Source organism: Desulfobacterales bacterium, assembly GCA_034003325.1.
Classification (GTDB): domain Bacteria; phylum Desulfobacterota; class Desulfobacteria; order Desulfobacterales; family JAFDDL01; genus JAVEYW01.
Genome location: JAVEYW010000010.1, coordinates 150,634 through 174,921, shown reverse-complemented (window position 1 = coordinate 174,921; position 24,288 = coordinate 150,634). Strand labels below are relative to the sequence as shown.

The 24,288-nt window shown below is 52.1% G+C and carries 21 protein-coding genes; 12 read left to right on the top strand and 9 right to left on the bottom strand.

Annotated elements, in window-relative coordinates; all coding sequences use genetic code 11:
- Window positions 1-4: 4 nt before the first annotated feature.
- The 6 genes from RBT11_12450 (at window position 5) to RBT11_12425 (ending at window position 9,027) form a co-directional block, all read left to right on the top strand.
- Window positions 5-1,795 carry an N-acetylmuramoyl-L-alanine amidase gene (locus RBT11_12450; GenBank protein ID MDX9787586.1) on the top strand — a complete coding sequence of 597 codons (1,791 nt, stop codon included), beginning with the start codon at window positions 5-7 and terminating at the stop codon, window positions 1,793-1,795.
- A gap of 56 nt (window positions 1,796-1,851) precedes the next feature.
- Window positions 1,852-2,643, top strand: coding sequence for an enoyl-CoA hydratase-related protein (locus RBT11_12445; GenBank protein MDX9787585.1), 792 nt, complete (start codon window positions 1,852-1,854; stop codon window positions 2,641-2,643).
- A 217-nt stretch (window positions 2,644-2,860) separates the two neighbouring features.
- Complete coding sequence (locus RBT11_12440) at window positions 2,861-3,091, top strand: hypothetical protein (GenBank protein MDX9787584.1); 231 nt, start codon at window positions 2,861-2,863, stop codon at window positions 3,089-3,091.
- A 47-nt stretch (window positions 3,092-3,138) separates the two neighbouring features.
- Complete coding sequence (locus RBT11_12435; protein MDX9787583.1) at window positions 3,139-5,448, top strand: GspE/PulE family protein; 2,310 nt, start codon at window positions 3,139-3,141, stop codon at window positions 5,446-5,448.
- 141 nt (window positions 5,449-5,589) lie between these two features.
- The gene (gene pilB / locus RBT11_12430; protein ID MDX9787582.1) at window positions 5,590-7,833 is read left to right on the top strand and encodes a type IV-A pilus assembly ATPase PilB; all 2,244 of its coding nucleotides are present in this window, start codon (window positions 5,590-5,592) and stop codon (window positions 7,831-7,833) included.
- 78 nt (window positions 7,834-7,911) lie between these two features.
- Window positions 7,912-9,027 carry a hypothetical protein gene (locus RBT11_12425; GenBank protein ID MDX9787581.1) on the top strand — a complete coding sequence of 372 codons (1,116 nt, stop codon included), beginning with the start codon at window positions 7,912-7,914 and terminating at the stop codon, window positions 9,025-9,027.
- A 16-nt stretch (window positions 9,028-9,043) separates the two neighbouring features.
- Here RBT11_12425 and RBT11_12420 read toward each other — a convergent pair whose 3' ends face one another.
- Genes RBT11_12420 through RBT11_12405 form a run of 4 tightly spaced genes read right to left on the bottom strand, consistent with a single transcriptional unit; the run spans window position 9,044 to window position 12,762 of the window.
- A complete protein-coding gene (locus RBT11_12420) occupies window positions 9,044-10,879 on the bottom strand; it encodes a M48 family metalloprotease (protein ID MDX9787580.1) in 1,836 nt (611 codons plus the stop codon).
- Window positions 10,880-10,909: 30 nt separating this feature from the next.
- Complete coding sequence (locus RBT11_12415) at window positions 10,910-11,443, bottom strand: epoxyqueuosine reductase QueH (protein ID MDX9787579.1); 534 nt, start codon at window positions 11,441-11,443, stop codon at window positions 10,910-10,912.
- Window positions 11,440-12,123 (bottom strand): YggS family pyridoxal phosphate-dependent enzyme, encoded by a 684-nt coding sequence (locus RBT11_12410; GenBank protein MDX9787578.1) that lies wholly within the window; start codon window positions 12,121-12,123, stop codon window positions 11,440-11,442. Before RBT11_12410 ends, RBT11_12415 begins: the two co-directional genes overlap by 4 nt.
- A gap of 21 nt (window positions 12,124-12,144) precedes the next feature.
- Window positions 12,145-12,762: a Maf family protein gene (locus RBT11_12405; GenBank protein MDX9787577.1), complete on the bottom strand. Its 618-nt coding sequence runs from the start codon at window positions 12,760-12,762 to the stop codon at window positions 12,145-12,147.
- A gap of 154 nt (window positions 12,763-12,916) precedes the next feature.
- On the opposite strand from RBT11_12405, the gene RBT11_12400 reads away from it, so the two are divergent.
- The 4 genes from RBT11_12400 (at window position 12,917) to RBT11_12385 (ending at window position 16,594) form a co-directional block, all read left to right on the top strand.
- Window positions 12,917-13,690, top strand: coding sequence for a GntR family transcriptional regulator (locus RBT11_12400; protein MDX9787576.1), 774 nt, complete (start codon window positions 12,917-12,919; stop codon window positions 13,688-13,690).
- Window positions 13,668-14,894 (top strand): tryptophan synthase subunit beta, encoded by a 1,227-nt coding sequence (trpB, locus tag RBT11_12395; GenBank protein ID MDX9787575.1) that lies wholly within the window; start codon window positions 13,668-13,670, stop codon window positions 14,892-14,894. The genes RBT11_12400 and trpB overlap by 23 nt, the downstream gene beginning before the upstream one ends.
- Window positions 14,887-15,648 (top strand): tryptophan synthase subunit alpha, encoded by a 762-nt coding sequence (gene trpA, locus RBT11_12390; GenBank protein ID MDX9787574.1) that lies wholly within the window; start codon window positions 14,887-14,889, stop codon window positions 15,646-15,648. The genes trpB and trpA overlap by 8 nt, the downstream gene beginning before the upstream one ends.
- Window positions 15,649-15,925: 277 nt before the next feature.
- Window positions 15,926-16,594, top strand: coding sequence for a response regulator transcription factor (locus RBT11_12385; GenBank protein ID MDX9787573.1), 669 nt, complete (start codon window positions 15,926-15,928; stop codon window positions 16,592-16,594).
- 44 nt (window positions 16,595-16,638) lie between these two features.
- On the opposite strand, the gene RBT11_12380 is transcribed toward RBT11_12385, so the two are convergent.
- Genes RBT11_12380 through RBT11_12360 form a run of 5 tightly spaced genes read right to left on the bottom strand, consistent with a single transcriptional unit; the run spans window position 16,639 to window position 21,307 of the window.
- On the bottom strand, window positions 16,639-17,325 hold the full coding sequence (locus RBT11_12380; GenBank protein ID MDX9787572.1) for a phosphoribosylanthranilate isomerase: 687 nt from the start codon (window positions 17,323-17,325) through the stop codon (window positions 16,639-16,641).
- Entirely contained in the window at window positions 17,322-18,143 is an 822-nt protein-coding gene (gene trpC, locus RBT11_12375; GenBank protein ID MDX9787571.1) for an indole-3-glycerol phosphate synthase TrpC, read from the bottom strand. The genes RBT11_12380 and trpC overlap by 4 nt, the downstream gene beginning before the upstream one ends.
- A gap of 27 nt (window positions 18,144-18,170) precedes the next feature.
- Window positions 18,171-19,187 (bottom strand): anthranilate phosphoribosyltransferase, encoded by a 1,017-nt coding sequence (gene trpD, locus RBT11_12370; GenBank protein MDX9787570.1) that lies wholly within the window; start codon window positions 19,185-19,187, stop codon window positions 18,171-18,173.
- Window positions 19,177-19,806, bottom strand: a complete 630-nt coding sequence (locus RBT11_12365; protein ID MDX9787569.1) for an aminodeoxychorismate/anthranilate synthase component II — start codon at window positions 19,804-19,806, stop codon at window positions 19,177-19,179. Before RBT11_12365 ends, trpD begins: the two co-directional genes overlap by 11 nt.
- Before the next feature lie 10 nt (window positions 19,807-19,816).
- Window positions 19,817-21,307 carry a chorismate-binding protein gene (locus RBT11_12360; protein MDX9787568.1) on the bottom strand — a complete coding sequence of 497 codons (1,491 nt, stop codon included), beginning with the start codon at window positions 21,305-21,307 and terminating at the stop codon, window positions 19,817-19,819.
- Between the two features lie 491 nt (window positions 21,308-21,798).
- Here RBT11_12360 and RBT11_12355 point away from each other — a divergent pair, with 491 nt between their 5' ends.
- Entirely contained in the window at window positions 21,799-23,055 is a 1,257-nt protein-coding gene (locus RBT11_12355) for a CinA family nicotinamide mononucleotide deamidase-related protein (GenBank protein ID MDX9787567.1), read from the top strand.
- 38 nt (window positions 23,056-23,093) lie between these two features.
- Window positions 23,094-24,263, top strand: a complete 1,170-nt coding sequence (locus RBT11_12350) for an amidohydrolase family protein (GenBank protein MDX9787566.1) — start codon at window positions 23,094-23,096, stop codon at window positions 24,261-24,263.
- Window positions 24,264-24,288 lie beyond the last annotated feature (25 nt).

Here is a 24,288-nt window from a genome sequence, read left to right as displayed (position 1 = left end):
GCGTATGTTGAATCGAGCCATCGTTAACATCGGATTAATGTGTGTCTTTGCCTTTATGGCGTTGACGCCTTATGTGTCGCTCGCTGAGACCGCTGAAAGCCGGTTTTTAAACGCCGAGGCTGCGTACCGATCCCTTCGGGGCAATGCCTCAAAGCAGAAATACCGGCATAACTGGCTAAATTGTATTAAAAAATACCAGAAAGTACATGAAATGGCGCCCTCCGGCCCATGGGCGGCCGCCGGGCTTTATTGGGCGGGAAAATTGTATGATGAATTATTCAGGCGCTCGGGGATGGCGTCGGATCGAAAAGAAGCACTGAATAGATTTGAGGCTATTATTAAGCAATATCCGGCAAGCAGGTATAACGCCAAGGCAGAGCAGGAGTTGCGACGTATTGGCGGCGCCAATTTCCTCAAAGCCCCACCCCCGCAGGCTGTAAAAATACCGAACCATAAGCCGATTTACTCCTCTGCGAAGCCTTCTCAGAAAAAAGAGGCGGTGGTATCGCCTGCTGCCAAGTCGCTGATAGTAAAGGCGCCCCGGTTTTTCAAACCGGGCGCTTCGGGAATGCTTACAGATTCCGGAAGGCCTGCCGATTCCGAATCGACCACGGACTCGAGAATGCGTACAGGTTCGGGACTGACCACTGTATCGGGGTTGCGTTTTTGGTCCAACGCCAACTATACCCGCATTGTTATTGACGTGGAAAAAGAAACAACGTATGCGCATCGGCTTCTGAAAAAAGATCCTTCCATCGACAAACCCCAGCGCCTGTATGTGGATTTTGATCGCAGCCGCCTGGGCGACGGGTTGCAGAAACTCATTCCGATAAATGACGATTTGCTCCTTGACGCCAGGGCCGGACAATATACGCCGGAATGCGTTCGGGTCGTTGTGGACATCAAATCCTTTAAAACATATAAGGTTTTTTCCCTGCGCAATCCTTTTCGAATTGTTGTGGATGTCTGGGGAGATACGGACATCGGGAGTCGATCTGCGAGTATTACACTGCCGCCATCGGGTGGGCAAAAAGAGGATTTCGGGAAAAGCGCTATAGCGCGCCAGTTGGCGCTCGGAGTACGCCGAATCGTTATCGACCCGGGGCATGGTGGAAAAGATTTCGGCGCGCCGGGCTACAAGCGCGGTGTTTATGAAAAGGATGTCGTTTTGCAAATCGGCAAGCGTCTGGCCCAAAAAGTTCGCGCAGATCTTGGTTGTGAAGTTATCATGACACGCACCAGTGATCGCTACCTGACCCTTGAAGAACGCACCGCCATCGCCAATACCAGCGACGCGGACCTTTTCATTTCCATTCATACCAATGCCCATAGCGACAGTCGTGCTTTTGGTATTGAAACGTATTTTTTAAACCTTGCTACCGATAATGACGCCATTCTCGTGGCCGCGAGGGAAAATGCGACCTCCACCAAAAACATCAGCGATCTTCAAACGATTCTAAACGATTTAATGAACAACGCCAAGGTTAACGAATCGAGTCGCCTGGCGGCGCATGTGCAGAACCGATTATATGAGGGACTCAGCAATCGCTATGATCGCATCAAGGATAAGGGGGTGAAACAAGCCCCCTTTTATGTCCTGCTCGGTGCGCAGATGCCGGCCATATTGGTTGAAACTTCTTTCATCAGCAACGCACGGGAGTGCGAGCGTTTGATGAATACTACCTATCAGGATCGGCTGACGGATGCGATCATACGGGGTATTAAGGGCTATATGAAGGAAATTAACCCCACAGCCTTTATGGATCGGAAACAAAGAGGCAACATAAACGGATAGCGTATTTTTATTATATTTTTTTCAATCAACAGGTGGTTATTGTGAAAGGGGACTCAATGGATTACGAAAATATTATGGTTAACGTCAGTGATGCAATCGCAGTTATTACCTTTAATCGACCCAAAGCGTTAAATGCCTTGAATGATGCCTTATTAAAGGAGTTTTCCAAAGCGCTTGACGGGATTGCTGCAAACCCTGATGTGCGTGTGCTGGTGCTGACGGGTGCCGGAGAAAAAGCCTTTGTTGCAGGGGCCGATATTACGGAATTGGCCAAACTGAGCCCGCTGCAGTCCAAGCTGCTGTCTGAACGCGGCCATGCCATTTTGTTTAAGCTGGAAAATCTTCCGCAACCCGTGATCGCAGCCGTGAACGGGTTTGCCCTTGGTGGAGGAAGCGAGATTGCCTTGGCGTGCGATTTTATCTATGCTTCCGAGAAGGCGCAATTCGGGCTGCCTGAAATCAATCTCGGCATCATTCCGGGCTACGGTGGGACGCAGCGGCTGGCACGCTTGGTCGGAAAGAACATGGCCAAGGAGATGATTCTGACCGGTAAGATGATTTCCGCTGCCGAGGCAAAGGAGATCGGGATGGTCAACCGGGTTTGCGCGCCCGAGGCACTGATGGCTGAAGTGATGAAGACCGCCCAAACGATCGCTGCCAAGGGGGTGGTGTCCGTCAGGGCCGCCAAACAAGCGATCAACAACGGGTTTGATGCCGATCTGCAAACCGGTTGTCGCATTGAAATGAATCATTTCGCCCTGGCGACTGTCAGCAGTGACGCCAAGGAAGGCTTTGGTGCATTCCTTGAAAAAAGAAAGGCGGCATTTAACGGAAAGCTGGATGACTGAAGCCGAACCGATGATTGAATCGGCGTTTTAACCAAATGGGTAGATGCATCAAAACTGATTTTTCACGCGAAGCCGCCAAGAACGCGGAGAAAAAACCGCCTGTGGTTTAGCGGGTTACCTTGCGATCTTTGCGTCTTTGCGTGAGTTTCAGGCTTTTTGGTAGAGGGTTAAGTTTCAAAACCGTACATTCGGATTGCCTGCAGGCGGAGCCGAAACAATGGAAAAACAAAAGATCCTTTTGCATATTTCATGGGGTGTTCTCCTGACGATCACCGGCATTGCCGTGTTTTTCCGAATCCCCCAAGTGATGCCGAGGATAGCGCAAATCGAGCAATTTGCTTCAGTACTCTTCTTTATCCGTTTCTGCCTTTATTTGCTCGGCGTCTTGCTGATTGGCGGGGGGGTCAAGAAAATAATCGAAAATTACCGGCAGTTGAAAAAAAAATAGCTTCTCGTTCGGGTTGATTCTCATTTCAAGCGGAGCAGGTGCGGCATATGCACAACACATCGAAGGCCTTATCCCTGAAGCCGGCGGACGTCCGCGGTTTAAAAGATGAGGTGGAATATCGGGAAAAACTTCATACCATTTGCAACATGATTCATGCCGCCAAGGATATTGATGATATCCTGATTCGAAAGGAAAAGGAGATAACCGCCCTTTTTCAGGCGGAGCGGCTAACGGTTTACACCATAGACGGAATCACCGACCGGCTCGTATCCCGTTTTAAATCAGGGGATGAAATAAAGGCGATCGACCTGCCGGTATCCACGGCCAGTATCGCCGGTCACGCCGCTTTCAAGCACAAACTCATCAATGTTTATGATGTCCGGGACAAGGATGAATTAACAAAGATTCATCCCCAGCTTCAATTCGATCCCCGATGGGACGCTCAAAGCGGATACACCACCAAGCAAGTCCTGGCCCATCCTATTGTGTTTAAAAAATATCTGCTTGGTGCCCTGCAGGTTATCAACCGGAAGAATAATTCACGATTTGATCCATTGGATGAAAGCGCGATTCGGCAATTGGCGGATACCTTCGGCATCGCCCTGTATAACCAGAAGCGGATGCGAAAATTTCAATCCCACCGGTATCAATACCTGATTGACACGCAGCAAATTACCGAGGCGCAATTGCAGAAAGCCGCCGCCCTTGCCCGCAAGGAGCAGGTACCCATGGAAACCATTTTGATCGATACCTTTCATATCGGGAAAAAAGATTTGGGGCGCTCACTGAGTCAATACCATAGAGTCCCTTTCGTCGAATTTCAACCCGGCATGGAAAAGCCCCGTGCATTGATGAAAGGCTTGAAGGTGCCGTTTCTGCGGAAAAATGCCTGGGTGCCGTTACGAATTGAAAACGGCGTGGTTATTATTGCCGTTTCCGACCCCAACAACCTGGAAATCATTGATGAAATAAAGGCGGTGTTTTCTGGCCGGGCGCTTCGTTTTTTCGTTAGCCTGCGGCAGGATATTATGGCCATGATCGATCTTTTCGCCGATCATCTAAAGGAACCGGCGCCTATTGACGATATACTGGTTCAGCTTGAAGCCGATCTTCCGGAAGTTGAGCTGCAAGCGTCCGATGATTACAGCGAACGGGATAGCACGGTTGTGCAGCTGGTCAACAAGATCATTCTGGATGCATTGGAGCAGGGGGCTTCCGATATTCATATTGAACCCTATTCTGGGGTGCTGGACACGCAGATTCGCTTCAGGGTGGACGGCATATGTCGATTATATCGAAACATGCCGTCAAGTTATAAAAAAGCAATTGTCTCCCGAATAAAGGTGATGGCGGACCTGGACATCGCCGAAAGGCGCCGCCCCCAGGATGGGAAAATCCGGTTCGGTCGATTTGGCAAGGAAAGCGTGGAATTGCGGGTTGCCACCATCCCCACGCAGGGGGATGTAGAGGATGTCGTGATTCGCCTGTTATCGAACGAGAAACCATTGCCCCTGGAAGCGATGGATTTTAAAACCGAAAACCTTGAAAATTTTATTCGCGCTATTGAACGGCCTTATGGCATTATTTTTGTTTGTGGCCCAACGGGATCCGGTAAAACCACGACGCTTCATGCGGCGCTTAATCGCATTAATGATGTCACCAAAAAAATATGGACCGCCGAGGACCCGGTGGAATTGACCCAAAAAGGACTCCGGCAGGTTCAGGTGCAGCCGAAGATTCATTTTGATTTCGCCGCGGCCATGCGGGCCTTTTTACGGGCGGATCCGGACGTGATCATGGTCGGTGAAATGCGGGATCGAGAAACTGCGAGAATCGGTATCGAGGCGTCCCTGACGGGGCATCTGGTGTTTTCGACGCTTCACACCAATAATGCGCCGGAGAGCATTGTGCGATTGTTGGATATGGGAATGGACCCGTTTAATTTTTCCGATGCCGTCATATGCATACTTGCGCAACGTTTGATGCCGAGATTATGTGAAAAATGCAAACAACCGGTTCATCCCCGGCCGGCCGATTTTGAAGCGCTTGTTCGCGAATATGGTGAAGAATTGTTTCATCGCCATGTGGGCGTTGATTTTTCAACGGAGATGGTGCTTTATAAACCCGGTGGCTGTTCAAAATGCCGCCGGACCGGTTACTCGGGACGAATGGCGTTGCACGAATTGCTCATGGGGACCGATGATATTAAGCGCCTCATTCAAACCGGTGCAAGCGTTGAGGCCATTCGTGCTCAGGCCATCAAAGACGGCATGACGACCCTGAAGCAGGACGGCATTGAAAAGGTGCTGGCAGGGCATTGCGACATGGCGCAGGTCCGCAAGGTTTGTATTAAATGATGCCCGGTCCGATGGCACCCTTTCTGCTGTGGTTTTCACAAAATTCCGTTGCCAAAGGCCAAAGAAGGGTTTAAAATTCCTAAGCTTTGGATTATGATGTAAATTCTTTTAAACCGTGCTTGATATAGAGGCCTCACAAAGATGGCAAAACCCGCAACGATGCAACAACGCCCCGGCACAACGGCCGGCAAGAAATCGAGCCTGAAAGCCACCATTCGGGACCAGTCGGGTGCCGGCAAGACCAAAATCGGCGAGGTGTTGTCCAAGGAAGGGCAAATTACCAGCTTTCAGCTTGAAGAGGCGCTCAATTATCAAAAAAAACATGATGGCCGGCTGGGCAACATTCTCCTTCGATTGGGCTATATTGAAGATGAGACCATCTCCAGTGTGTTAAGCCGGATTCATAATTATTCCTCGGTCACGATTTCCAAAATCACGCCGGATCCGGAAGCCGTCAACCTTGTCCCCTATGAGATCGCCAAAAAATACATGGCCTTTCCCTTCAAGTTGGAAGGAGATCAATTGTCCGTGGTTATGGCGGAGCCGACGGATACGGGGGCTGTCGAAGGTCTTCAGAAGGAGATCAAAAAAAGCCTGGATGTCAGCGTCTCCACGGAAAGAGATATTGCGGAGGCATATCAAAAATATTACGGCATCAGCGAAGAGGAGCACGCAAGCTATGTCTCCTTAACGATTGAAGAGAGCGAGGAAGAAGACCGAATGTCCGAAGTGGACGACTTCGGCTCTCTTGTGTCCGAGGCGCTTGAAGACATAGAACTGGCCTCAACGGAAACAGAGGATATTTCGGACCAGTATTCCGCTTCGGACGGTCCGATCATCAAGCTGGTTAACGGTATTTTGATCACCGCCATTAACGAGGGGGTCAGCGATATTCATATCGAGCCGTTTGAAAATTCGCTGCAAGTTCGCTACCGGCTGGACGGTTCTCTGTATAAGTCGAAAAACTTTCCAGTTTCCATTAAAAATGCCCTGACGTCGAGAATTAAGATCCTTGCCGGTCTTAATATTGCCGAGCGACGTGTTCCCCAAGACGGCCGCATCAAATTGAAGATCGGCAGGAAAAAAGCGGTGGATTTCCGCGTCTCGACGCTTCCGACCCTGTTCGGTGAGAGCACGGTCATGCGAATTCTGGACAGGGGGGCGCTCAATGTCGATTTGACGGTGATGGGGTTTGAAAAGGACACCTTTGCCGCGCTGAAGCGATGTATCAGCCGCCCCTATGGTCTCTTGCTCGTCACCGGCCCCACCGGCAGCGGGAAAACGACCACGCTTTATTCGATTCTAAACCGCTTGAATACGGAAGATACCAAGATTTTAACGGCGGAAGATCCGGTTGAATTCAATTTCAAAGGGATCAACCAGGTCAATGTCAGGGATGAAGTGGGCATGACCTTCGCCGCCGCGCTGAAGGCCTTTTTACGCCAGGATCCGGATATTATCATGGTGGGCGAAATTCGGGATATGGATACCGCCGAAATCGCCATTAAGGCGGCCATGACCGGGCATCTGGTTTTCAGCACGCTTCACACCAATGATTGCCCTTCCACTATCGGCCGGCTGATCGATATCGGTATTCCGCCCTATATGCTTGCCTCGGCCGTGACCATGGTGCTTTCCCAGCGACTGGCTCGAAAACTTTGTCCCAATTGCAAAACGCAAGTGGATCATTATAACCCCGAGGAACTCGAGGTGGCCGGATTTTCCAAAGAAGAGATTCCGGAACTCAAACTCTATGGCCCTCAGGGGTGCCCCGCCTGCAAGGGGTCCGGATATAAGGGCCGAACCGGTCTTTATGAGCTCATGGAGGTCACCGATGAGGTCGGTAAAGCCATCAGTGCCAATGTCGCAGAAGATCAGTTGCGCAAAACCGCCATACAGGAAGGTATGAAAACACTAAGGGACGCCGCCCTTGAAAAAGCGAGGCAGGGGGTTATCTCTTTTGAAGAGGTGATGAAGCGCACGGTCATCACCAAGGAATCGATGCCGGCTTACCTGGTGACACCGGATGTCGAACGGTATGAAGACAAGGACGTGATCATACGGGAAGGTAATCAGGACAAGGACTTTTTTAAATTGATTCAAGGCGCACTGGTGGTGGTTAAAGGCGGAAAGAAAATCGCTGAAATCACGGAACCCGATGAATATTTTGGTGAAATGGCGGTGCTTACGAACGAGTCTCGGTCCGCCTCTATTATTTCCAAGGGCCGATCGGTGATCAAGCGATTTCCCGGAGACAAATTGCATGAGGTCATCGAAAAATATCCGGATGTGGCGCGTCACCTTTTCGGCATCATGGCCTCCCGGCTCCATCACGCCAACGAGGTGACCGTTAATCTGATTAACGAACGGCTTCAGCGAAGTTGAGGGTTGCGGTGTTCCAACGGGCTGAATTGAAAGCGTTTCGAGTGATTCTAACGAGTTAAACCTGGTTGGACGGATGACATGGAAGCAGCAAAGACGCTAAAAACATTGCTCAGTGAAGCCAATATCTACCAAACTCAGGGCTTGTTGGCAGATGCGCGGAAAAAATACGATGCGGCGATGCTGCTGATTGAGGAGACTGCGGGCCTAAAAAACAGAGAAGAACTGCTCGATGGCGTGCGTCGCAAAATCGCTTCTCTGCAAAAAGTCGTCTATCGGGTCGAAAAAAGAACGGTGACCCCTGAAATTTCGATGACGGACAAGGAGCTCATCAAGAAACTGTTTTCGGTTTCGGAAGGGGGGGATTCCGTTTCGGCCGCCATCGAGGGGGCCATGGCCTTGGCTAAGTTCGGCTTGTTTGACCGGGCGATTCAGGAGTTTGAGCTGTTGTTGGACCATCCGGACCGTCGAATCGAGGTGGCCAAACACATTCTTCGTTGCCATATGGCGATCCGCTCGGCCCATGATCCCATGATGCAATACCAAAAATGGGAGGCCAACGCCAATTTCCCAAAGGAAGAACTGGACGTATTAAATCGGTTTTTGGCCAAAACCTATGGCATGACGTCTGCGGTCCAGTCGACCGGGGGAATGGCACCGTCACCCGCGCCGCCGCCGGTCGCCAAACCCGCTGCGCCGCCCGAGAAACAATCGCAACCGCCCGACTATGATCCTTATGAAGACTCCTATGAAGATATGATTGATATGCTTCCCAAAGCGATCGCATCGCAAGGCGGTGACGCCGTCAGCACGGCGTCGGGAGCTGAAGAGTATAACGAGATTATCGATGCTTTGTTGCCCGAGAAAAAACCGCAAAAGAGACCTCCCGAGGAAGATCTTATTGAGGATTATATCGACTATGTCAGCTCTGTCGGTTTTCCCGTTTCAGTTGGTCCGAGAGCCGGCCAGCTGGTAGAAATTCCGGTCAATCTGCAAACTTCCGATTCGATCAATCTGATTGTATCGAGTGCCCATCGGGATGTGATCGCGCTGCTTAAAAAGGGTGCAAAAATAGAAAAACTAAAGATGAATTCCCCTATTTCCGTCAGCACGGCAACCGGCATTGTGACGGCTGCGGCTGTTATCGACCAGGGGCCCCGGCAGGGGGATTGCAGCGTGGATTTAAAAATCGTGTGAAAGGCCTTCCGGCTTTTCAGCGTTTAAATCTCTCGAGTTGATCCTGAAAATAGTTTCGGTTTTCTGTCGCCGACCTCAAGGCTTCAGTTGCCGCGCTGATAGCGGCCTCCTTATCTCCGTTGATATAATAGCATTCGGCCAGTGTGTCGAGAATCTGGGCCGAGCGCTCCAACCGCGCGGCGGCCAATGCCAAGGAAAGCGCGCGTTGGGGGTTGCGGAACTTTTCCGCCTCGCTTGTCGCATAGAGCCAGGCCAGATTGTTGAGCGCATAGGGGTTATGCATATCGTATCGAAGGGATTGCTCATAGGCGGTTACGGCCTGATCAAACTCTTTTTTGGCCTGCGCCTGGTCCCCTTTTTCCGTATAAAGCAGGCCCAGTACCTTTAATACGGCCGGATTACTCGGGTCTTCCTTTAATTGGCTTTCGATATAGCGGATGAGCGTTTCCCGATAAAAGGTTTTTCCGCCTTCGCTGTATTGCAACTGGTAACCGAAGCTGCCGATCAGAAAAAACCCTAAGATATAGGCGGCAATTCCCGTTTTGATTTTTCGATCGTGCCGACTGATTCGGCTGCGATCGGTCTCACATGTTTCAAGGAACCGAATTCGCTCCCCGATGCTGAAGTGATGCCAGTTCGGCTTGTCCATGGGCTGGCCGCTGGCAAGGCCGATTTTTTTCAAGGTCGAGACAAGCGGTCCCGCGCTGTCGAGTTGAGTGTAAACGTAAGCGTCTGCCTGACGCTCGAAATTGCGCATGAAAAATCCAAAAAGATACCGAAAATAGACAATAAAAATAAGAATGAACAGCAAGGCGTCCAGAGCGGAAGTAATGGTCGCGGCGGAAACGCCGAATCCGGTCAACAGCCGATATATCGGTTGGGTATAAAGGATGGCATAAAGAAATACGTTTTGAGTGGCCAGGGATAAAAACATGAAACCGGTAAAGAACATCAGGTAAAACAAAAGGTGGTGTTTTTTGACATGTCCGATTTCATGCGCAATGACGGCATCGAGTTCCTCAGAGGACAGATATCGAAGCAGGGATTTGGTGACAAGAATGTATCGGAATTTCCCGACAAGCCCCATAACGCCGGCCGTGATCATCGAGCCGCCGAAAATGGGCCAGTAGACGATATCGTTATAGGTGATCCCTGCTTTTCGGCAGCGAGCCTCGATCAATTCCCGGTATGAATTGTTTTCAAGGGGTTTACAGCGCCAGAATATTTGAATCAGGGTTGGACCGACCAGCGCGATGACAACCATAAAAATAAGGAAATATGAAACCTGCCCCCATGTGGTTGAAAAAAGGTGGCGGGTGAATTCAAAGGGAAGCAGCTGAATTAGATCCGCCAATGCCGATAACACAAGCCATGGAATCAGGACAGGGACCGAAAAGGTGATGTTGGACCCCACATAAGAAGCCCGGCTGATGCGGGTGGGGTAGATTTGCCGATACGCGGTGTGCGCACAGGACCAGATGATGGATAGGTAACCGATATATATTCCGAGGCAACAAAGCGCCTGAAGGGTCGGAACCATGGAGAAAAAGGGAAGGGCGGAAAGAAAAGAGGTGATGTTCAGCCCGTATATATCAACGGCAAAAAGACCGATCGCCAGAACCGATTGCCTCAGCACAATCGCACTGAACCGATGATCGAGCCGGCTTAACCGATCCTGATGAACCCGTTTTTCCAGGTTGTGGAAGGACACCCAGGTCTGTCCCGCAAATAAAATCGCCAGGCAGACAAACAAAAAGAGAGATTCGACGAGGCTGAAATTCGTCTCTTCAACGGGCTGATAGGTGGCATAAATCAGCAGAACAACGATAAAATGAATGAAGTTGCCAAACATATCGGGCTCTTTGGATTGATTGGGGTTAACTCAACGCGCTTTGTAATATCTCTCTTTTTCACTATAGATGCAGCCGCAATACGGTTGGCGGTACATGTTGAACGCTTTAGATTGGTCCACGCCTTCTTTCCAGCCTTCCCTGAAGTCCCGGTACAAAAAAGGGATGCCGGTGGATTTCGCGACGGCTTCGCCCGTGGCCCTGATGACATCATGCTGTTGAAATTTGCTGTAAAGAAGGGTTGAGGTAAAACAGTCAAACCGGCCGCGCTTGGCCAATAAGGCGGTGGTTTTCAGCCGATCATGGTAGCAATACCGGCAACGGTCTGATTCCCGAAAGGCCACGTTCTGCAGAAACACTTCCATGTCATAGCCTTTTTGATAAATGACCGGTAACGAGATCGTCTCGGCATAGGCTCGAAGCGCCTCTTCCCGGCGTTCGCATTCCTTCCACGGGTGAATATTGTGGCGATAAAAGAAACCCCTTATCTCCATCGCCTCACTGCGAAGGCGGTTGATGGGAAAAATGCTGCATGGCGCACAACAAATATGCATCAAAACCCTCATTCACGCCTCCCGAAAAGAGCAGTTCCGATGCGTACCAGCGTGGCGCCTTCCGCAATGGCGACCTCGAAATCACCGGTCATTCCCATGGATAGCTCTGTCAGGGTGACATTCGGGTTGTTTTTCTGCTCCAGTTCGTCCCGCAATAAGCGCAAGGCCCTGAAATAGGGCTGTGCCTTTTGCGGCGCATCAAAAAAGGGCGGAATGCACATCAACCCCTTGATTCGAACATGGGCAAGGGGGGCAATTGCCTCGATCAGTGATGGCGCACCGGATGGGGACACTCCGGACTTGCTATCTTCTTCCGCGATATTCACTTGTATCAGAATATCCTGAATTTTATTGATTTTAGCGGCCTGTCGGTTGAGTTCGGCCGCCAGGTTGAGGGAATCCACCGTATGAATCAGATCAAATATTCGAACCGCATATTTGGCCTTGTTGGATTGAAGATGTCCGATGAAATGCCAGGATGCTGAAAGCGCGCCCAGTGCGGTGAACTTGTCCCGGGCTTCCTGAACATAGTTTTCACCGATAATGTTTGCCCCGGCTTCGATGGCTTTTCGAACCAGTTCAATCGGCTTGGTCTTGCTGACCGCCACCAGGCGAACGGATTCCGGATCTCTGTTTGCTTCGATGGCCGCCTTGCGAATGCGCGCTTCGATATTGAGCAAAATTGATTTCAAAAACCCCCAACGCGCGATTGTTCAGACATATTCCGCTGTATGCGTCTGAAACCCCACGACCCCTTCACGAATCAATAATTCGATGACCTCACACACCGGCAGGCCGACCACATTGGTGTAAGAGCCGTTGATCGCTTTGACCAGAAAGGTGCCGAGTCCCTGAATGGCGTAGGCCCCGGCTTTGTCAAACGGCTCGTCCGTGTGAATGTACCATTCGATTTCATTTTCGGTGAGTGCCTTAAAGGTGACATCCGTCGACACTGTATCGGAAAAAAACCGCCCCTTTTTTTGGCAACAGATACAATAGCCGGTGAGCACCTGATGCGTCTGATTGCTCAGCCGTTGCAGCATGCATCTGGCATCGTCACGTGAAGCGGGTTTACCGAGTATCATTTGGTCGATCAAAACAATGGTGTCCGCACCGATTACCCAGCTTTCCGGATATTTGCGGGCTACGTCACGCGCCTTGGCTTCAGCCAGCGTTCGCGCAAACAGCGGCGGATCGACGGGCGCAACGGTATCTTCATCGAAATCACTCGGCACGACAGAGAATTTCAGGCCGGCCTGCTTTAGCAAATATCTGCGGCGTGGCGACTTGGAAGCCAGAATAATCGAGGTATTTTTATCCGTGATTTTCATGCAGGATTGAATAACAAAAGGCCCGGGGTTTGACAAGGGCGAATGGATAGATGTAAATTTGTCTTGACAACTTTACCAATTTGAGGTTGTATCAGATAAAAACAAGGCGTTTGACGACTGCATATTTTTGGCGAAGCCGACTATGGATGTGCGTATGAATGAAGAAATACAACCATCACCTGTACTCAACCCGCAATCACCGATACCGCTTTATCGACAGTTGGCGGATATTCTATCTGGGAAAATAAGATCAGGACAATATCGGCCCGGGGATCGGATTGCTTCGGAAATCGAGATGGCCAGAGTTTACGGTATCGGCCGCCCCACGGCCAGGCAGGCCACAGAATCTCTTATTCGCAAGGGGCTGCTCACGCGAAAACGGGGCGCCGGAACCTTTGTTCAGAAAGCGCCAAAGGAGGTGGACCTTTTTTCTCTCGGCGGTACCCTTGCCTCTTTTCAGAAAAAAGGCGTGGCCATTCGGACGGAAATATTGCATGTCATGCGAATGGTTTTGGTGCCGCCCGATGCGGGCCATCCATTTTCGGGCGCGCAGGCATATTATTTTTCACGGCTCAGTTATGCGGATGCCAATCCCGTGTTGATCGAGGATATCTACCTGCATGCAGCGCTTTTTTCAGGGATTGACCGGATTGATCTGGCAGGTAGATCCCTTTCTCAGGCCGTGGAGGAAGTATTTTTCATGCGGCCGACCTCGGGGAAACAATTATTCCGGGCGATGCATCCGAGCCGTTCGCAGGCAAAGCAGTTGCAAATACCGATTGAAATGCCGATCCTGTCTGTTCAGCGATTTCTTCATTTTCCGCAAGCCGATAATGCGGTGTATTCGATTTTAACCTGTCGTACGGACCGATTCGATTTTTCACAATTTTTAGGAGGTGTCGGGTATGAAAACACGGGGATATTATAACGGGTTCGGCGGTGCGTTTCTTCCCGAAATTCTGGTTGCAACCTTTGAAGCGCTTGATGAGACTTTTCAGGCCGCAAAAAATGATCCCGGTTTTTGGCGGGAATATAAGGCGATCATGTCCAGCTATTCCTGCCGGCCGACACCGGTCACTTTTGCTGAAAATTTGAGCCGCCATTTTGGCGGTGCTCGAATTTACATCAAGCGGGAGGATTTAAACCATACTGGCGCCCACAAGATCAATAATGTCATGGGTCAGGGCCTTTTGACCCGGCGAATGGGCAAAACGCGGGTTATCGCGGAAACGGGAGCCGGCCAACACGGGGTCGCCACGGCCACCATGGCCGCAAAATTCGGATTTGATTGCACCATATACATGGGTGAAGTCGATGTTGCGCGTCAGCGGCCCAACGTGTTCTGGATGGAGCGGCTGGGGGCCACCGTGGTTCCGGTCAAGGAGGGCAGCCGGATTTTAAAGGATGCCATAAACGAAGCGTTCAGGGATTGGGTTGCCAACATGGATACAACGCACTATGTGTTGGGCACGGCCTGCGGCCCACACCCATTTCCGGAAATGGTAGCTTATTTTCAGTCGATTATCGGAGAAGAGGCCAGGAAGCAGCTGCTTGAAATCGCAGGAAAACTGCCAGACCGGGTATATGCCTGCGTGGGAGGTGGGTCCAATGCGTTGGGTGTTTTTTCGGGATTTTGGAATGATCCGGTGACGCTGGTCGGTGTGGAGGCGGGCGGCGAGGGGATCGCTTCGGGGCGCCATGCCGTGCGGCTGGCGGCTTCGGACGCCAGTGTGGGGGTTGCCCAAGGGTATAAAACCTTCTTTCTGCAGAACAGTGACGGGCAGATGAAAGAAACCCATAGCGTGGCGGCGGGTCTTGACTATGTCGGGGTATCTCCCATTCTGGCCCACCATGCCCAAACGGGCCGTGTTCGCTTTGAATATGCCACGGATCGAGAGGTTATCGACGCCGTGTCACTGACCATTCAAAAGGAGGGTGTCATTCCCGCCCTGGAGTCCGCCCATGCGTTTGCCCGTGCCTTTCGTGAAGCGCCCACGCTATCGAAAACCGATGTGATTCTGATTAACCAGTCCGGCCGGGGAGATAAGGATATCTTCACGGTGGCGGACGCATTTAACGACCCGAAATGGCGTGCGTTCATTATCGAAAAGGCGGAGGGCTATCATGCTTGAGACGTATATCAAAAACAGATTAACGGAAAAAGACATTCTGTTGATGACCCATATTGTTCTCGGATATCCGTCAATGGAAACGTCCATGGAAATCGTCGCCGCCATGGTCGATGCCGGGGTGGATCTCATCGAGTTGCAGATTCCGTTTTCAGAACCGATTGCCGATGGGCCCGTGATTCTTCGCGCCAACCAAATCGCCCTGGCATCGGGCGTTACGGTGAAACAATGCCTTGAAACCGCCGGGAAAATGGCGCGAGCCTTTGATATTCCGTTTTTATTGATGACCTATTATAATATCTTATTTAAATACGGGGTCGCACCGTTTGCCGCCGTCATGAAGGCAAACGCGCTTCGCGGGGCGATCGTCCCGGATTTGCCACCCGAGGAAAGCGAAGCGTATCTTTCCGCCATGAAAGCCAACGGGCTGGCGCCGATCTATATCTTTTCGCCCACGACGGCATTGAAGCGAATGAAATTGATCGCCGAGGTTGGCAGCGGCTTTATTTATTGTGTCGCCAGAAAAGGCGTGACCGGTGCTGAAACCGATTTTTCAGCCGGACTTGAAACCTATATTCAGCAATGCCGAAGCGCCACGAACCTTCCGCTGGCGTTGGGTTTCGGTGTAAGACAGCGGGATGAAATCGATTTTCTAAAAGGCAAGGCGGATATCGCTGTTATCGGCTCAGAGATGATCCGGCGCATTGAGGCGCACGGCGTGGGTGCGGTGAAGCCCTTCATCTCGTCCTTGCGATAGGCCCTTTGTCGAAAATTCGACGGGGGTTGCGGTTTCGTTCTCGTTGCGAGGATGGCTCGTTTATTTGTATTAATTTATAAAAACAAGTTGTTATAATAAAATTAATTGTGTTCAAAAGGCGGTTGTGCTAATTAATGTACGGTTAATTTGAGTTCATTTTTCATGGCAGGCCATCCGTCCGTTGCTTGCCCGGAATTGATCCGCCGATTGATAGATTCGCACACCCTTTCCCCATACGCTGCGTTGAACCTCATTTTATTGGAGACCCATAAAAAAAATGATGAGTTATCGTATCGTTCTTGCCGATGATCATGCCATCTTACGCGAAGGCATCAAAAGCATTATCAATGCTACCGAGCGATTGTCGGTTGTGGGGGAGGCCAGCGACGGACTTGAATTGATCCGGCTGTTGAGAAAGGTCGATACGGACATGGCTATTCTTGATATTTCCATGCCGAACCTCAGGGGAATTGAGGCCCTTCATGAGATAAAGGCCCATTACCCTCATATTAAAGTGCTCATCTTGAGCATGCACAAAAAAAAGGAATACTTACAGCGAGTGCTCTCCGCCGGTGCCGAAGGCTTTCTGCTCAAGGAGGATACCGGCAATGAACTCGTCAACGCCATCAGCGCCATTCGAAAAGGCGGCACCTTTTTATCCCCGATATTTTTAAAGGAGTATTCGCAGGATCTGATCGGTATTTGCAGAGGAGCTCGTCATGATGAGAAAGAGCTGCTGTCCCACAGGGAACGTCAGGTGCTTGAACTGATTGTGGAGGGGAAAACCAGTCAGGAAATTGCCATGCTGCTGTATATCAGTGTTCGAACCGTTCAGCATCACCGGGCCAATATTCGGCGGAAATTAAACATAAAAAAGACAGTCGATTTGGTTCGCTACGCCATGAGTCATGGCTATGCCGGCGCCTTGTCGGAGGCCGACAGTTGACATTTTTTTGCGCACATGTATCGTCGGCTTCTTTGGCCTCCGGATTAAGCAGCCGAATGAAAAATCGGATACCCTTTCTGTTTGCCGGGCGATAAATCAATGCCAGAGACGCGCGTTAGCAGCAGTTCCACCTTTTTTAGATCTTTCCGGCCGGGCGCGGATTCAACGCCAGAGCTGACATCGATCGCTGACGGCATGGCCCTTTGAATGGCTTCCACGACGTTATCCGGTGTCAATCCGCCCGCCAGAATACAGGGAAAGCGTGTTGAAAAATCCTTTACCCGGCCCCAATCCCACGTTTCCGCGTTTCCGCCGGGAAGCGGTCCTTTGCCGCACTCCACGAGAAAAGCGGAAGGATCATAATCGCCGGCTGCGTTCAGGTTCGGCTCGCCGTCCACAAAAAGGGCTTTGATCACGGGCACCCCGGCATCGCGCAATTGCTGAACCAGATCTGCTGATTCTGTGCCGTGCAATTGAACAGCTGAGAGTCTGCAATCGCGAATCTTTTGCAGGATTGTATCAAGGGATTCATTGACGAACACCCCGACGGTTTCGACCCGATGCCTGACGGCGCAGCAGATCTTCTCGGCCATTTTGTCGGATAAATGCCGCGGACTTTTGGCGAAAAACACACAACCGATGGCATGAACGCCAAGGTCGGCGCATTGAACGGCCGCATCCACGGTGGTAAGCCCGCAGATTTTTATTTGAGGAAATATTCGCTTGGTCATCGGTTTTTCCCGGCCCCCTGTTGTTCAGAAGGCTCAAGGCCCTGCAAGGTGCGCAGGCATCGGCAGGGATCATCGCTTCTCACCAGAGTTTCCCCGATCAAAAAATTCCAGATGCCCGAAGTTAAGGTTTCCGTGATATCCTTTCGGGACTTGATGCCGCTGGCGGCCACCGGTATCTGGCCCTGTTGGAGCTGATCGGCCATGCGCATGGCGGTTCCGGTGTCCGTGTGAAAGGAGCCGAGGTTCCGGTTGTTGATACCGATCAACCGGGCGCCGGCCGTTTTAGCGACCCCCAAATCCGCCTCCGTGTGAATTTCCACGAGCGCATCCAGATGCAACGCTTCGCACAGTGCAAGATACGATTGAAGCTGGTGGCCGGAGAGAATTCGAACAATCAGAAGAACGGCATCAGCCCCCATGGCTGCGGATTCATGAATCTGATAGGAAGAAACGATGAACTCTTTTCTCAGCACGGGCAGCCTGCAGGCTGCCCGCGCATCGATCAGGTCCTGATGGCTTCCCATGAAAAAATACGTATCGGTCAGCACGGAGAGGCAGGCTGCCCCGCCCGCCTCGTAGGCGCGGGCATATTCGGCCGCTTTCAGATTCGGACGAATCGGTCCCAGGGACGGGGACGCGCGTTTGATCTCAGCGATAATATTAACCCCGGACGGACCGGGGTGTTGAAGTCGCTCCAGGAAGGCCCGCCGGTCCGTACGTTGTCGAATCCGCTCTTCAAGCAGGGAAAGGGGCGTTTCTGTTTGGGCGATTGCCACGGCTTCTTTTTTCTGCGCTACAATTTGATCCAGTATGTTCATGCGGTTGTCCGGTCTCTGTCTCTTTTTCTATGCGTTTTCATTGGTGAATCGAATAAGATCATTTAATTTCTGCGCGGCGGCGCCGGTATCGATGGCGGTTTCGGCCAGCTGAATGCCCGTGCGCAAATCAGTGGCTTTCCCCGCACACAAAAGGGCAGCCGCCGCGTTGAAAAGAACGACATTGCGTCTGGGGCCGGGTTCCCCCGCCAGAATACGCTGCGTGATCCCGGCGTTTTCATCGACATCACCGCCTTTGAGCATTTCCGGTGGTGCAAGACCGCCAAAATAGGATTCCGGTGAAATATCATATGTCTGAATAGCGCCGTTCGCCAGTTCGGAGACGCGGGTTTTCGCGCATACCGTGATCTCATCCAGGCCGTCATGCCCGTGGACCACAAAGGCGCGCTTGGCGCCCAGCAGTTTTAAGGCGTTTGCGAACATCTCCGTGAGTCCAGCCGAAAAAACGCCCAGCAACATGCAGTTTGCGGCCGCCGGATTGGTCAGGGGACCGAGCATATTAAAAATGCTGCGCAGCCCGATCTCCTTTCTTGCCGTGGCGGCGTATTTCATGGCTTTGTGATATAAAGGGGCAAATAAAAATCCGATGCCGATTTCCATTACCGCTTCTTCCACCAATTCCGGCGGAAGATTCAGGTTCACACCCAGGGCTTCCAATACATCCGCGCTGCCGCATTTGCTCGATACGGCGCGGTTGCCGTGCTTCGCCACGGGAACGCCGCACCCGGCCACCACAAAGGCCGTGGTGGTTGAGATGTTGAAAGTGTGCGCCGAGTCCCCGCCCGTTCCCACAATATCCACCAGCGTGGCGGCGGGTATTTCAAGGCGAAGCGCTTTTTTGCGCATGGCCCGGGCTGCGCCCGCCAATTCGGCAAAGGTTTCCCCCTTGGTGGCAAGGGCCGCCATAAACGCCCCGATCTGAGCATCCGTGCATTGTCCCGAGAAAATCTCGTTCATCATTTCGGCCATTTGGTCTTCGTTCAGGTTTTCTCTGGCGATGATCCGCTTTAAATAGTCAAGAAACATGGTCAGCCCTCATTTCGTTTGGTGTGTTCAGGTGGTCGGTTGAGTGGGTTGCGTCGGCCTGATTCAGGAAATTTCGAATCAACCGTTTGCCGACGGTGGTCATGATGGATTCGGGGTGAAACTGAATGCCTTCGGTTGCATGGGTTCGGTGTCGAATGCCCATGATTTCCTTGTCCTCTGATTCGGCCGTAATGGTAAGGCATGCCGGCAACGATTCTCTGGAGACGGCCAGACTGTGGTATCGCATGGCCTGAAACGGCTTTTTGATGCCCGCAAAAATGCCCTTCCCGTCGGCAGTAACCTCCGAGGTTTTGCCGTGCATGAGCCTTTGGGCATGAACCACCTTTCCGCCAAAGGCTTCCGCAATGGATTGATGACCCAGGCAAACGCCGAGAACCGGAATCTTTCCGGAAAAATAGCGAATGGCGTCCAATGAGACGCCGGCGCTTTCCGGCCTGCCCGGCCCCGGTGAAATGAGAAGACCTGCGGGCCGCATTTCGGCGAGATTCTCAACCGTAGCGGCATCGTTTCGAACGACCTTCACCTCGGCGCCGAGCTGCGCCAGATATTGAACCAGGTTGTACGTAAAAGAATCATAATTGTCTATAACGAGTATCATCGGGGTCTCCTCAATCCGTTAGTCGATCGGGTCTGATCAGTTTTAACGCCTGCTGAAGCGCCATGGCCTTGTTGACGGTTTCCTGCCGTTCCCGTTCCGGGTCCGAATCCGCCACGATGCCGGCGCCCGCCTGCACGGTCATTCGCCTGGCTTCAATACAAGCGGTTCGAATGGTAATGGCCATGTCCATATTGCCGTGAAAGGAGATATACCCCACGGCCCCCCCATAAGGGCCTCGGGGCCGGTTTTCCATTTCAGCGATAATTTCCATGGCCCTGATTTTGGGCGCGCCGCTGAGCGTTCCGGCCGGAAAAGTCGCCGCCAGAAGTGCCCATGCATCCACATCCGGCTTTAGGTCGCATTGAATGTTGGACACAAGATGCATCACATGGGAGTAACGTTCAATAAACATCAAATCCGTTACTTCCACTGTGCCGGTCTCGGCGATTCTGCCCAGATCATTTCTGCCCAGATCCACCAACATGAGATGCTCTGCACGTTCTTTTTCATCCTGAAGCAATTCGTCGGCCAGGTCCCTGTCCGCCTGCTCGGTTCTGCCGCGGGGCCGGGTGCCCGCGATGGGCCGCAACACGGCGATATTGTTTTCAAGCCGTACCATGGTTTCCGGTGATGAGCCCACCAATACCATATCGTCCAAATGAAGGAAATACAGATAGGGGGACGGATTGATATACCGCTGCGCCCGGTAGAGGGAGAAGGCATCCGGCGCAGCATCGCACACAAAGGGTTGCGAGATGACGGACTGAATAATATCCCCATCATAGATGTACTGTTTGACCCGTGTTACCATCTCACGATACTTTTCTTCCGACAGCAGGGGGGTTAACCGGAGCGCCGCCGTTTCGTCCGGCGGGACGGGTTCGCGCAGGGGTTGTGCCAGGGCTTCTCGAATGGCGTCTATTCGTTTCAGACCTGCCCGGTATTCCGATTCGGCCTCGGATGAATCGGTGAGGTAACGGATTTCCACCAGTTGCAGGGTGTGGCGAATGTTGTCGAAAATGAGCAGCTCGTCGGGTATCATAAAATCGGCCAGAGGCTTTTCAGGCGGCCACTGATGCGGAATCGATTCGAAAAAGGAGACCATCTCATAGGTAATATATCCGACCAGACCGCACCAGAAGCGCGGCAATTCCGGAATGTCGGCAGGGCGGTAGCGCTGCATCAACTGCCTTAATCCCCGAAGCGGGTCCCCCTGATGCGCAATGCGATTCACCCGGCCGCTCTCCGCCACGGTAATGTGATCTGAAAAAACACGCACGCGGGCTTTGGCGGATGAACTGAAGAAGCTGTATCTCCCCCAGCGCTCGCCGCCTTCGGCGCTTTCGAGCAGAAATGCCGGCCCCTTTTGACGGTAGCGCTTTCCCAATATGGACACCGGCGTTTCCATATCCGAGAGAATTTCAGCACATACCGGAATCACATTGTACTTTTCCGACAATAGGCGGAATTGTTCCTTGCTTGGAAATTGACGAAGTAACACGGGCATTCCTCCTTAATTTCGGGCGCCCTTGCGGAATGCCCGGTGTTAAAAGATCCCATAAACAACAAAAAGGGCCGTGGAAGTTTCCACGGCCCTTTTTAAAAACAAAAAAAGACCGTGGCATCGAGCTGCACACGGTCTTTTGATTTATCAATGAATGGCTATTTGATCAGGTTCCGTAAGCAAGCCCGGGTATGTGAGCCTGCCACCACCACTGTCTGTTAAATTGCATCATTTTTTTTATCCTAAAAAAAACCAACGATAATTTCGTGTTTACTTACGCGTTTCGCTCGAGAATTGTCAAGATATTTTTTCCGATATTTTTTCGGCTTACCGTAACTTAAGCCTATTCTTGAAGGTGTTGCGGCTTACGAGACGCTGTGCGGTTATGCTGCTTCCTTTTCGGTTACCGATTGTGTCGTAAGGGACATCGTGCTACTGAATGGCAGTGAATTAATGATCGGTACAACACTTATAAAAGGGAACAGCAGATGCGTGCGGAAATACTTTCCACCGGAGAAGAAGTTTTAAACGGGGCGATCGTTGACAGCAATTCAGCCTATATTTCCCAGAAACTCGACGAGATGGGGTTGCGCGTGGCGCGGCACAGCACGGTAGGAGATGACATCACCGAGCTTGTCACGGTGATTCGGGAAATCGGCGGGCGTGCCGATGTGGCGATTGTCACCGGTGGCTTGGGGCCGACCACGGATGATTTGTCCGCCGACGCTGCCGCTGAGGCCGTTGGTGTGCCGTTGGTAATGGATCCGGTTGCATTGGACCATATCGCATCTTTTTTTCAGCAGCGCGGCCGGGAAATGAATCCCGCCAATAAAAAGCAGGCCTATTTTCCTGCGGGCGCGGACCGGCTGGATAACCCGGTGGGCACGGCGCCCGGATTTGCCGTCACCATCGGCAAGTGCCGGTTTTATTTCCTGCCGGGCGTGCCGTTTGAAATGGTTCGCATGCTCGCGGATCTGGTATTGCCGAAGATAAAAGAGCGGTTGGGAAACATCGGCGCGGGCAACGTTACGCGCATGTTGTTAACCTTCGGGCTTCCAGAATCCACGGTTTCTCACCGGCTCACCGGCTTTGATTCGCTTTTTCCCCGGGTGCAGCTTGGCTTTCAGGTAAAATATCCCGGTATTTTTGTAAAATTATATCGGCGTGGTGAACATGAAGCGGCCTGTCGGGCTGATATCGAAACGGCGCAGTCCTGGGTTTGCGGGAAACTGGAGCGTCACGTCGTTTCCACTGAAGGAGAAAGTATGGAAGAGGTAGTGGGAAGGCTGCTATCGCAGCAGCAAGCGACCCTTTCCGTGGCGGAAAGTTGCACCGGGGGCTTGATTTCCCATTGGCTTACCAATGTGCCGGGCAGCTCGGACTATTTTCTTTTTTCGGGTGTTACCTACGCCAATGCGGCCAAGGAAAGCATTTTGGGGGTTTCACCCGATACCCTCAAAACTAATGGTGCGGTTCATGAGCAGACGGTTTCCGAGATGGCCGAAGGCGTCCGCCGTATCACAGGCGCTACTTACGGACTTGCCACCAGCGGCATCGCGGGTCCGGGCGGCGGCACCCCGGATAAACCAGCTGGTACGGTATGTATCGGACTATCGGCGCCGGACGGAACCCATGCGTACCGGTTTCATTTTTCTTATGGCGGCCGGCGGCTGATGAATAAACAGATGTTCGCCATGAAGGCGTTGGATCTGCTGCGACGGAAACTGATAGGGGACCCTTCATAGCCGTTTTTTACGAAAGACGTTACAGTTAAAGATGTCGAATGACTTTTTCCGGAAAAATACTCTCGGACTGGCTGATTGACGGGAATGGCCGCCCGGCCTTTCGCCGGGCGATGATAGCGATCGAAGCGGGAAGGATTGCTGCTGTCGGTCTGGCGAATGAAATGAACGCTAACGGACCTGATGTGCTTGACCTGCGGAATACCACGTTGATTCCGGGGTTGATAGACTGCCATGTTCATTTAAGTTTGCCGGAGAATGCAGGCGCCGGGCCGGCCGATTCCCCTCCCTTATTTGCGGAGCGCCTTTGCCGGTACTGGCATCATGGCGTTATGGCCGTGCGGGATGGCGGTGATAGATCCGGCGAGGTATTACGATTTCGGAACTTGCCCGCTGAACCGGGGCGGCCAAGGGTAACCATTTTTTCGGCAGGGGGTGCATTCCATAGAAAAGGAAGATACGGCGGTTTTATCGGAAGTGCAGTGACGGACGGGGATGCCCTGGCCGATTTAACGGCCCAGCGGGCGCCCCTGGTGGACCATATCAAGATCATCAATTCCGGCCTGAACAGCCTGACGCAATTCGGGGTGGAGACACCGGGTCAGTTCACGACCGATCAACTCACCCGGGCGGTTTTGGCCGCCAAAAGATTGAATCGGCCGGTGATGGTGCACGCCAACGGCAAGACGCCGGTGGCAGCCGCGATACAAGCCGGATGTGCCTCCATCGAGCATGGCTATTTCATGGGAAAAGAGAACCTGCAAAAAATGCGGGATAAGCAGATTACATGGGTCCCCACGGCCATTCCGATGAAAGCGCTCTCGGAGATGCTCGCACCGGGCACGATTGAGTGCGATGTCGCGCGCCGAACCCTGGATCATCAGCTTGAGCAAATGGCGCTTGCCCGCAGGCTGGGCGTTCCAGTCGCCGTAGGGACGGATGCCGGTAGTCCCGGCGTGGCCCATGGCGCGGGCCTGGTCGAAGAGATCAAACTCTTTAGACTCGCAGGCTACACGATTGAGGAAGCCATTCGGTGTGCGAGCGACAACGGGGCAAGGTTAATCGGTTCTGATGCGTTAGGCCGCTTGGCGCCAGGCATGCCGGCAACCTTTATTGCTGTTCCGGGTCCTCCGGAAGACCTACCCGAGAGCCTGATGCATATTCGTTGTTTCTACGTGGTCGGAGAGTTGTGGTCAGAATATGGGGCGTAGTAAACAGCGATTGAAAAATTCATTT

Coding starts and splice junctions, on each gene's coding strand:
- RBT11_12420 (MDX9787580.1), bottom strand. CDS start 10,879: ATGTTTGGCAACTTCATTCATTTTATCGTTGTTCTGCTGATTTATGCC.
- RBT11_12450 (MDX9787586.1), top strand. CDS start 5: ATGTTGAATCGAGCCATCGTTAACATCGGATTAATGTGTGTCTTTGCC.
- trpB (MDX9787575.1), top strand. CDS start 13,668: ATGAAAACACGGGGATATTATAACGGGTTCGGCGGTGCGTTTCTTCCC.
- trpD (MDX9787570.1), bottom strand. CDS start 19,187: ATGTTTCTTGACTATTTAAAGCGGATCATCGCCAGAGAAAACCTGAAC.
- RBT11_12355 (MDX9787567.1), top strand. CDS start 21,799: ATGCGTGCGGAAATACTTTCCACCGGAGAAGAAGTTTTAAACGGGGCG.
- RBT11_12350 (MDX9787566.1), top strand. CDS start 23,094: ATGACTTTTTCCGGAAAAATACTCTCGGACTGGCTGATTGACGGGAAT.
- RBT11_12440 (MDX9787584.1), top strand. CDS start 2,861: ATGGAAAAACAAAAGATCCTTTTGCATATTTCATGGGGTGTTCTCCTG.
- pilB (MDX9787582.1), top strand. CDS start 5,590: ATGGCAAAACCCGCAACGATGCAACAACGCCCCGGCACAACGGCCGGC.
- RBT11_12435 (MDX9787583.1), top strand. CDS start 3,139: ATGCACAACACATCGAAGGCCTTATCCCTGAAGCCGGCGGACGTCCGC.
- RBT11_12380 (MDX9787572.1), bottom strand. CDS start 17,325: ATGACCAAGCGAATATTTCCTCAAATAAAAATCTGCGGGCTTACCACC.
- trpC (MDX9787571.1), bottom strand. CDS start 18,143: ATGAACATACTGGATCAAATTGTAGCGCAGAAAAAAGAAGCCGTGGCA.
- trpA (MDX9787574.1), top strand. CDS start 14,887: ATGCTTGAGACGTATATCAAAAACAGATTAACGGAAAAAGACATTCTG.
- RBT11_12400 (MDX9787576.1), top strand. CDS start 12,917: ATGAATGAAGAAATACAACCATCACCTGTACTCAACCCGCAATCACCG.
- RBT11_12445 (MDX9787585.1), top strand. CDS start 1,852: ATGGATTACGAAAATATTATGGTTAACGTCAGTGATGCAATCGCAGTT.
- RBT11_12405 (MDX9787577.1), bottom strand. CDS start 12,762: ATGAAAATCACGGATAAAAATACCTCGATTATTCTGGCTTCCAAGTCG.
- RBT11_12415 (MDX9787579.1), bottom strand. CDS start 11,443: ATGAGGGTTTTGATGCATATTTGTTGTGCGCCATGCAGCATTTTTCCC.
- RBT11_12365 (MDX9787569.1), bottom strand. CDS start 19,806: ATGATACTCGTTATAGACAATTATGATTCTTTTACGTACAACCTGGTT.
- RBT11_12385 (MDX9787573.1), top strand. CDS start 15,926: ATGATGAGTTATCGTATCGTTCTTGCCGATGATCATGCCATCTTACGC.
- RBT11_12425 (MDX9787581.1), top strand. CDS start 7,912: ATGGAAGCAGCAAAGACGCTAAAAACATTGCTCAGTGAAGCCAATATC.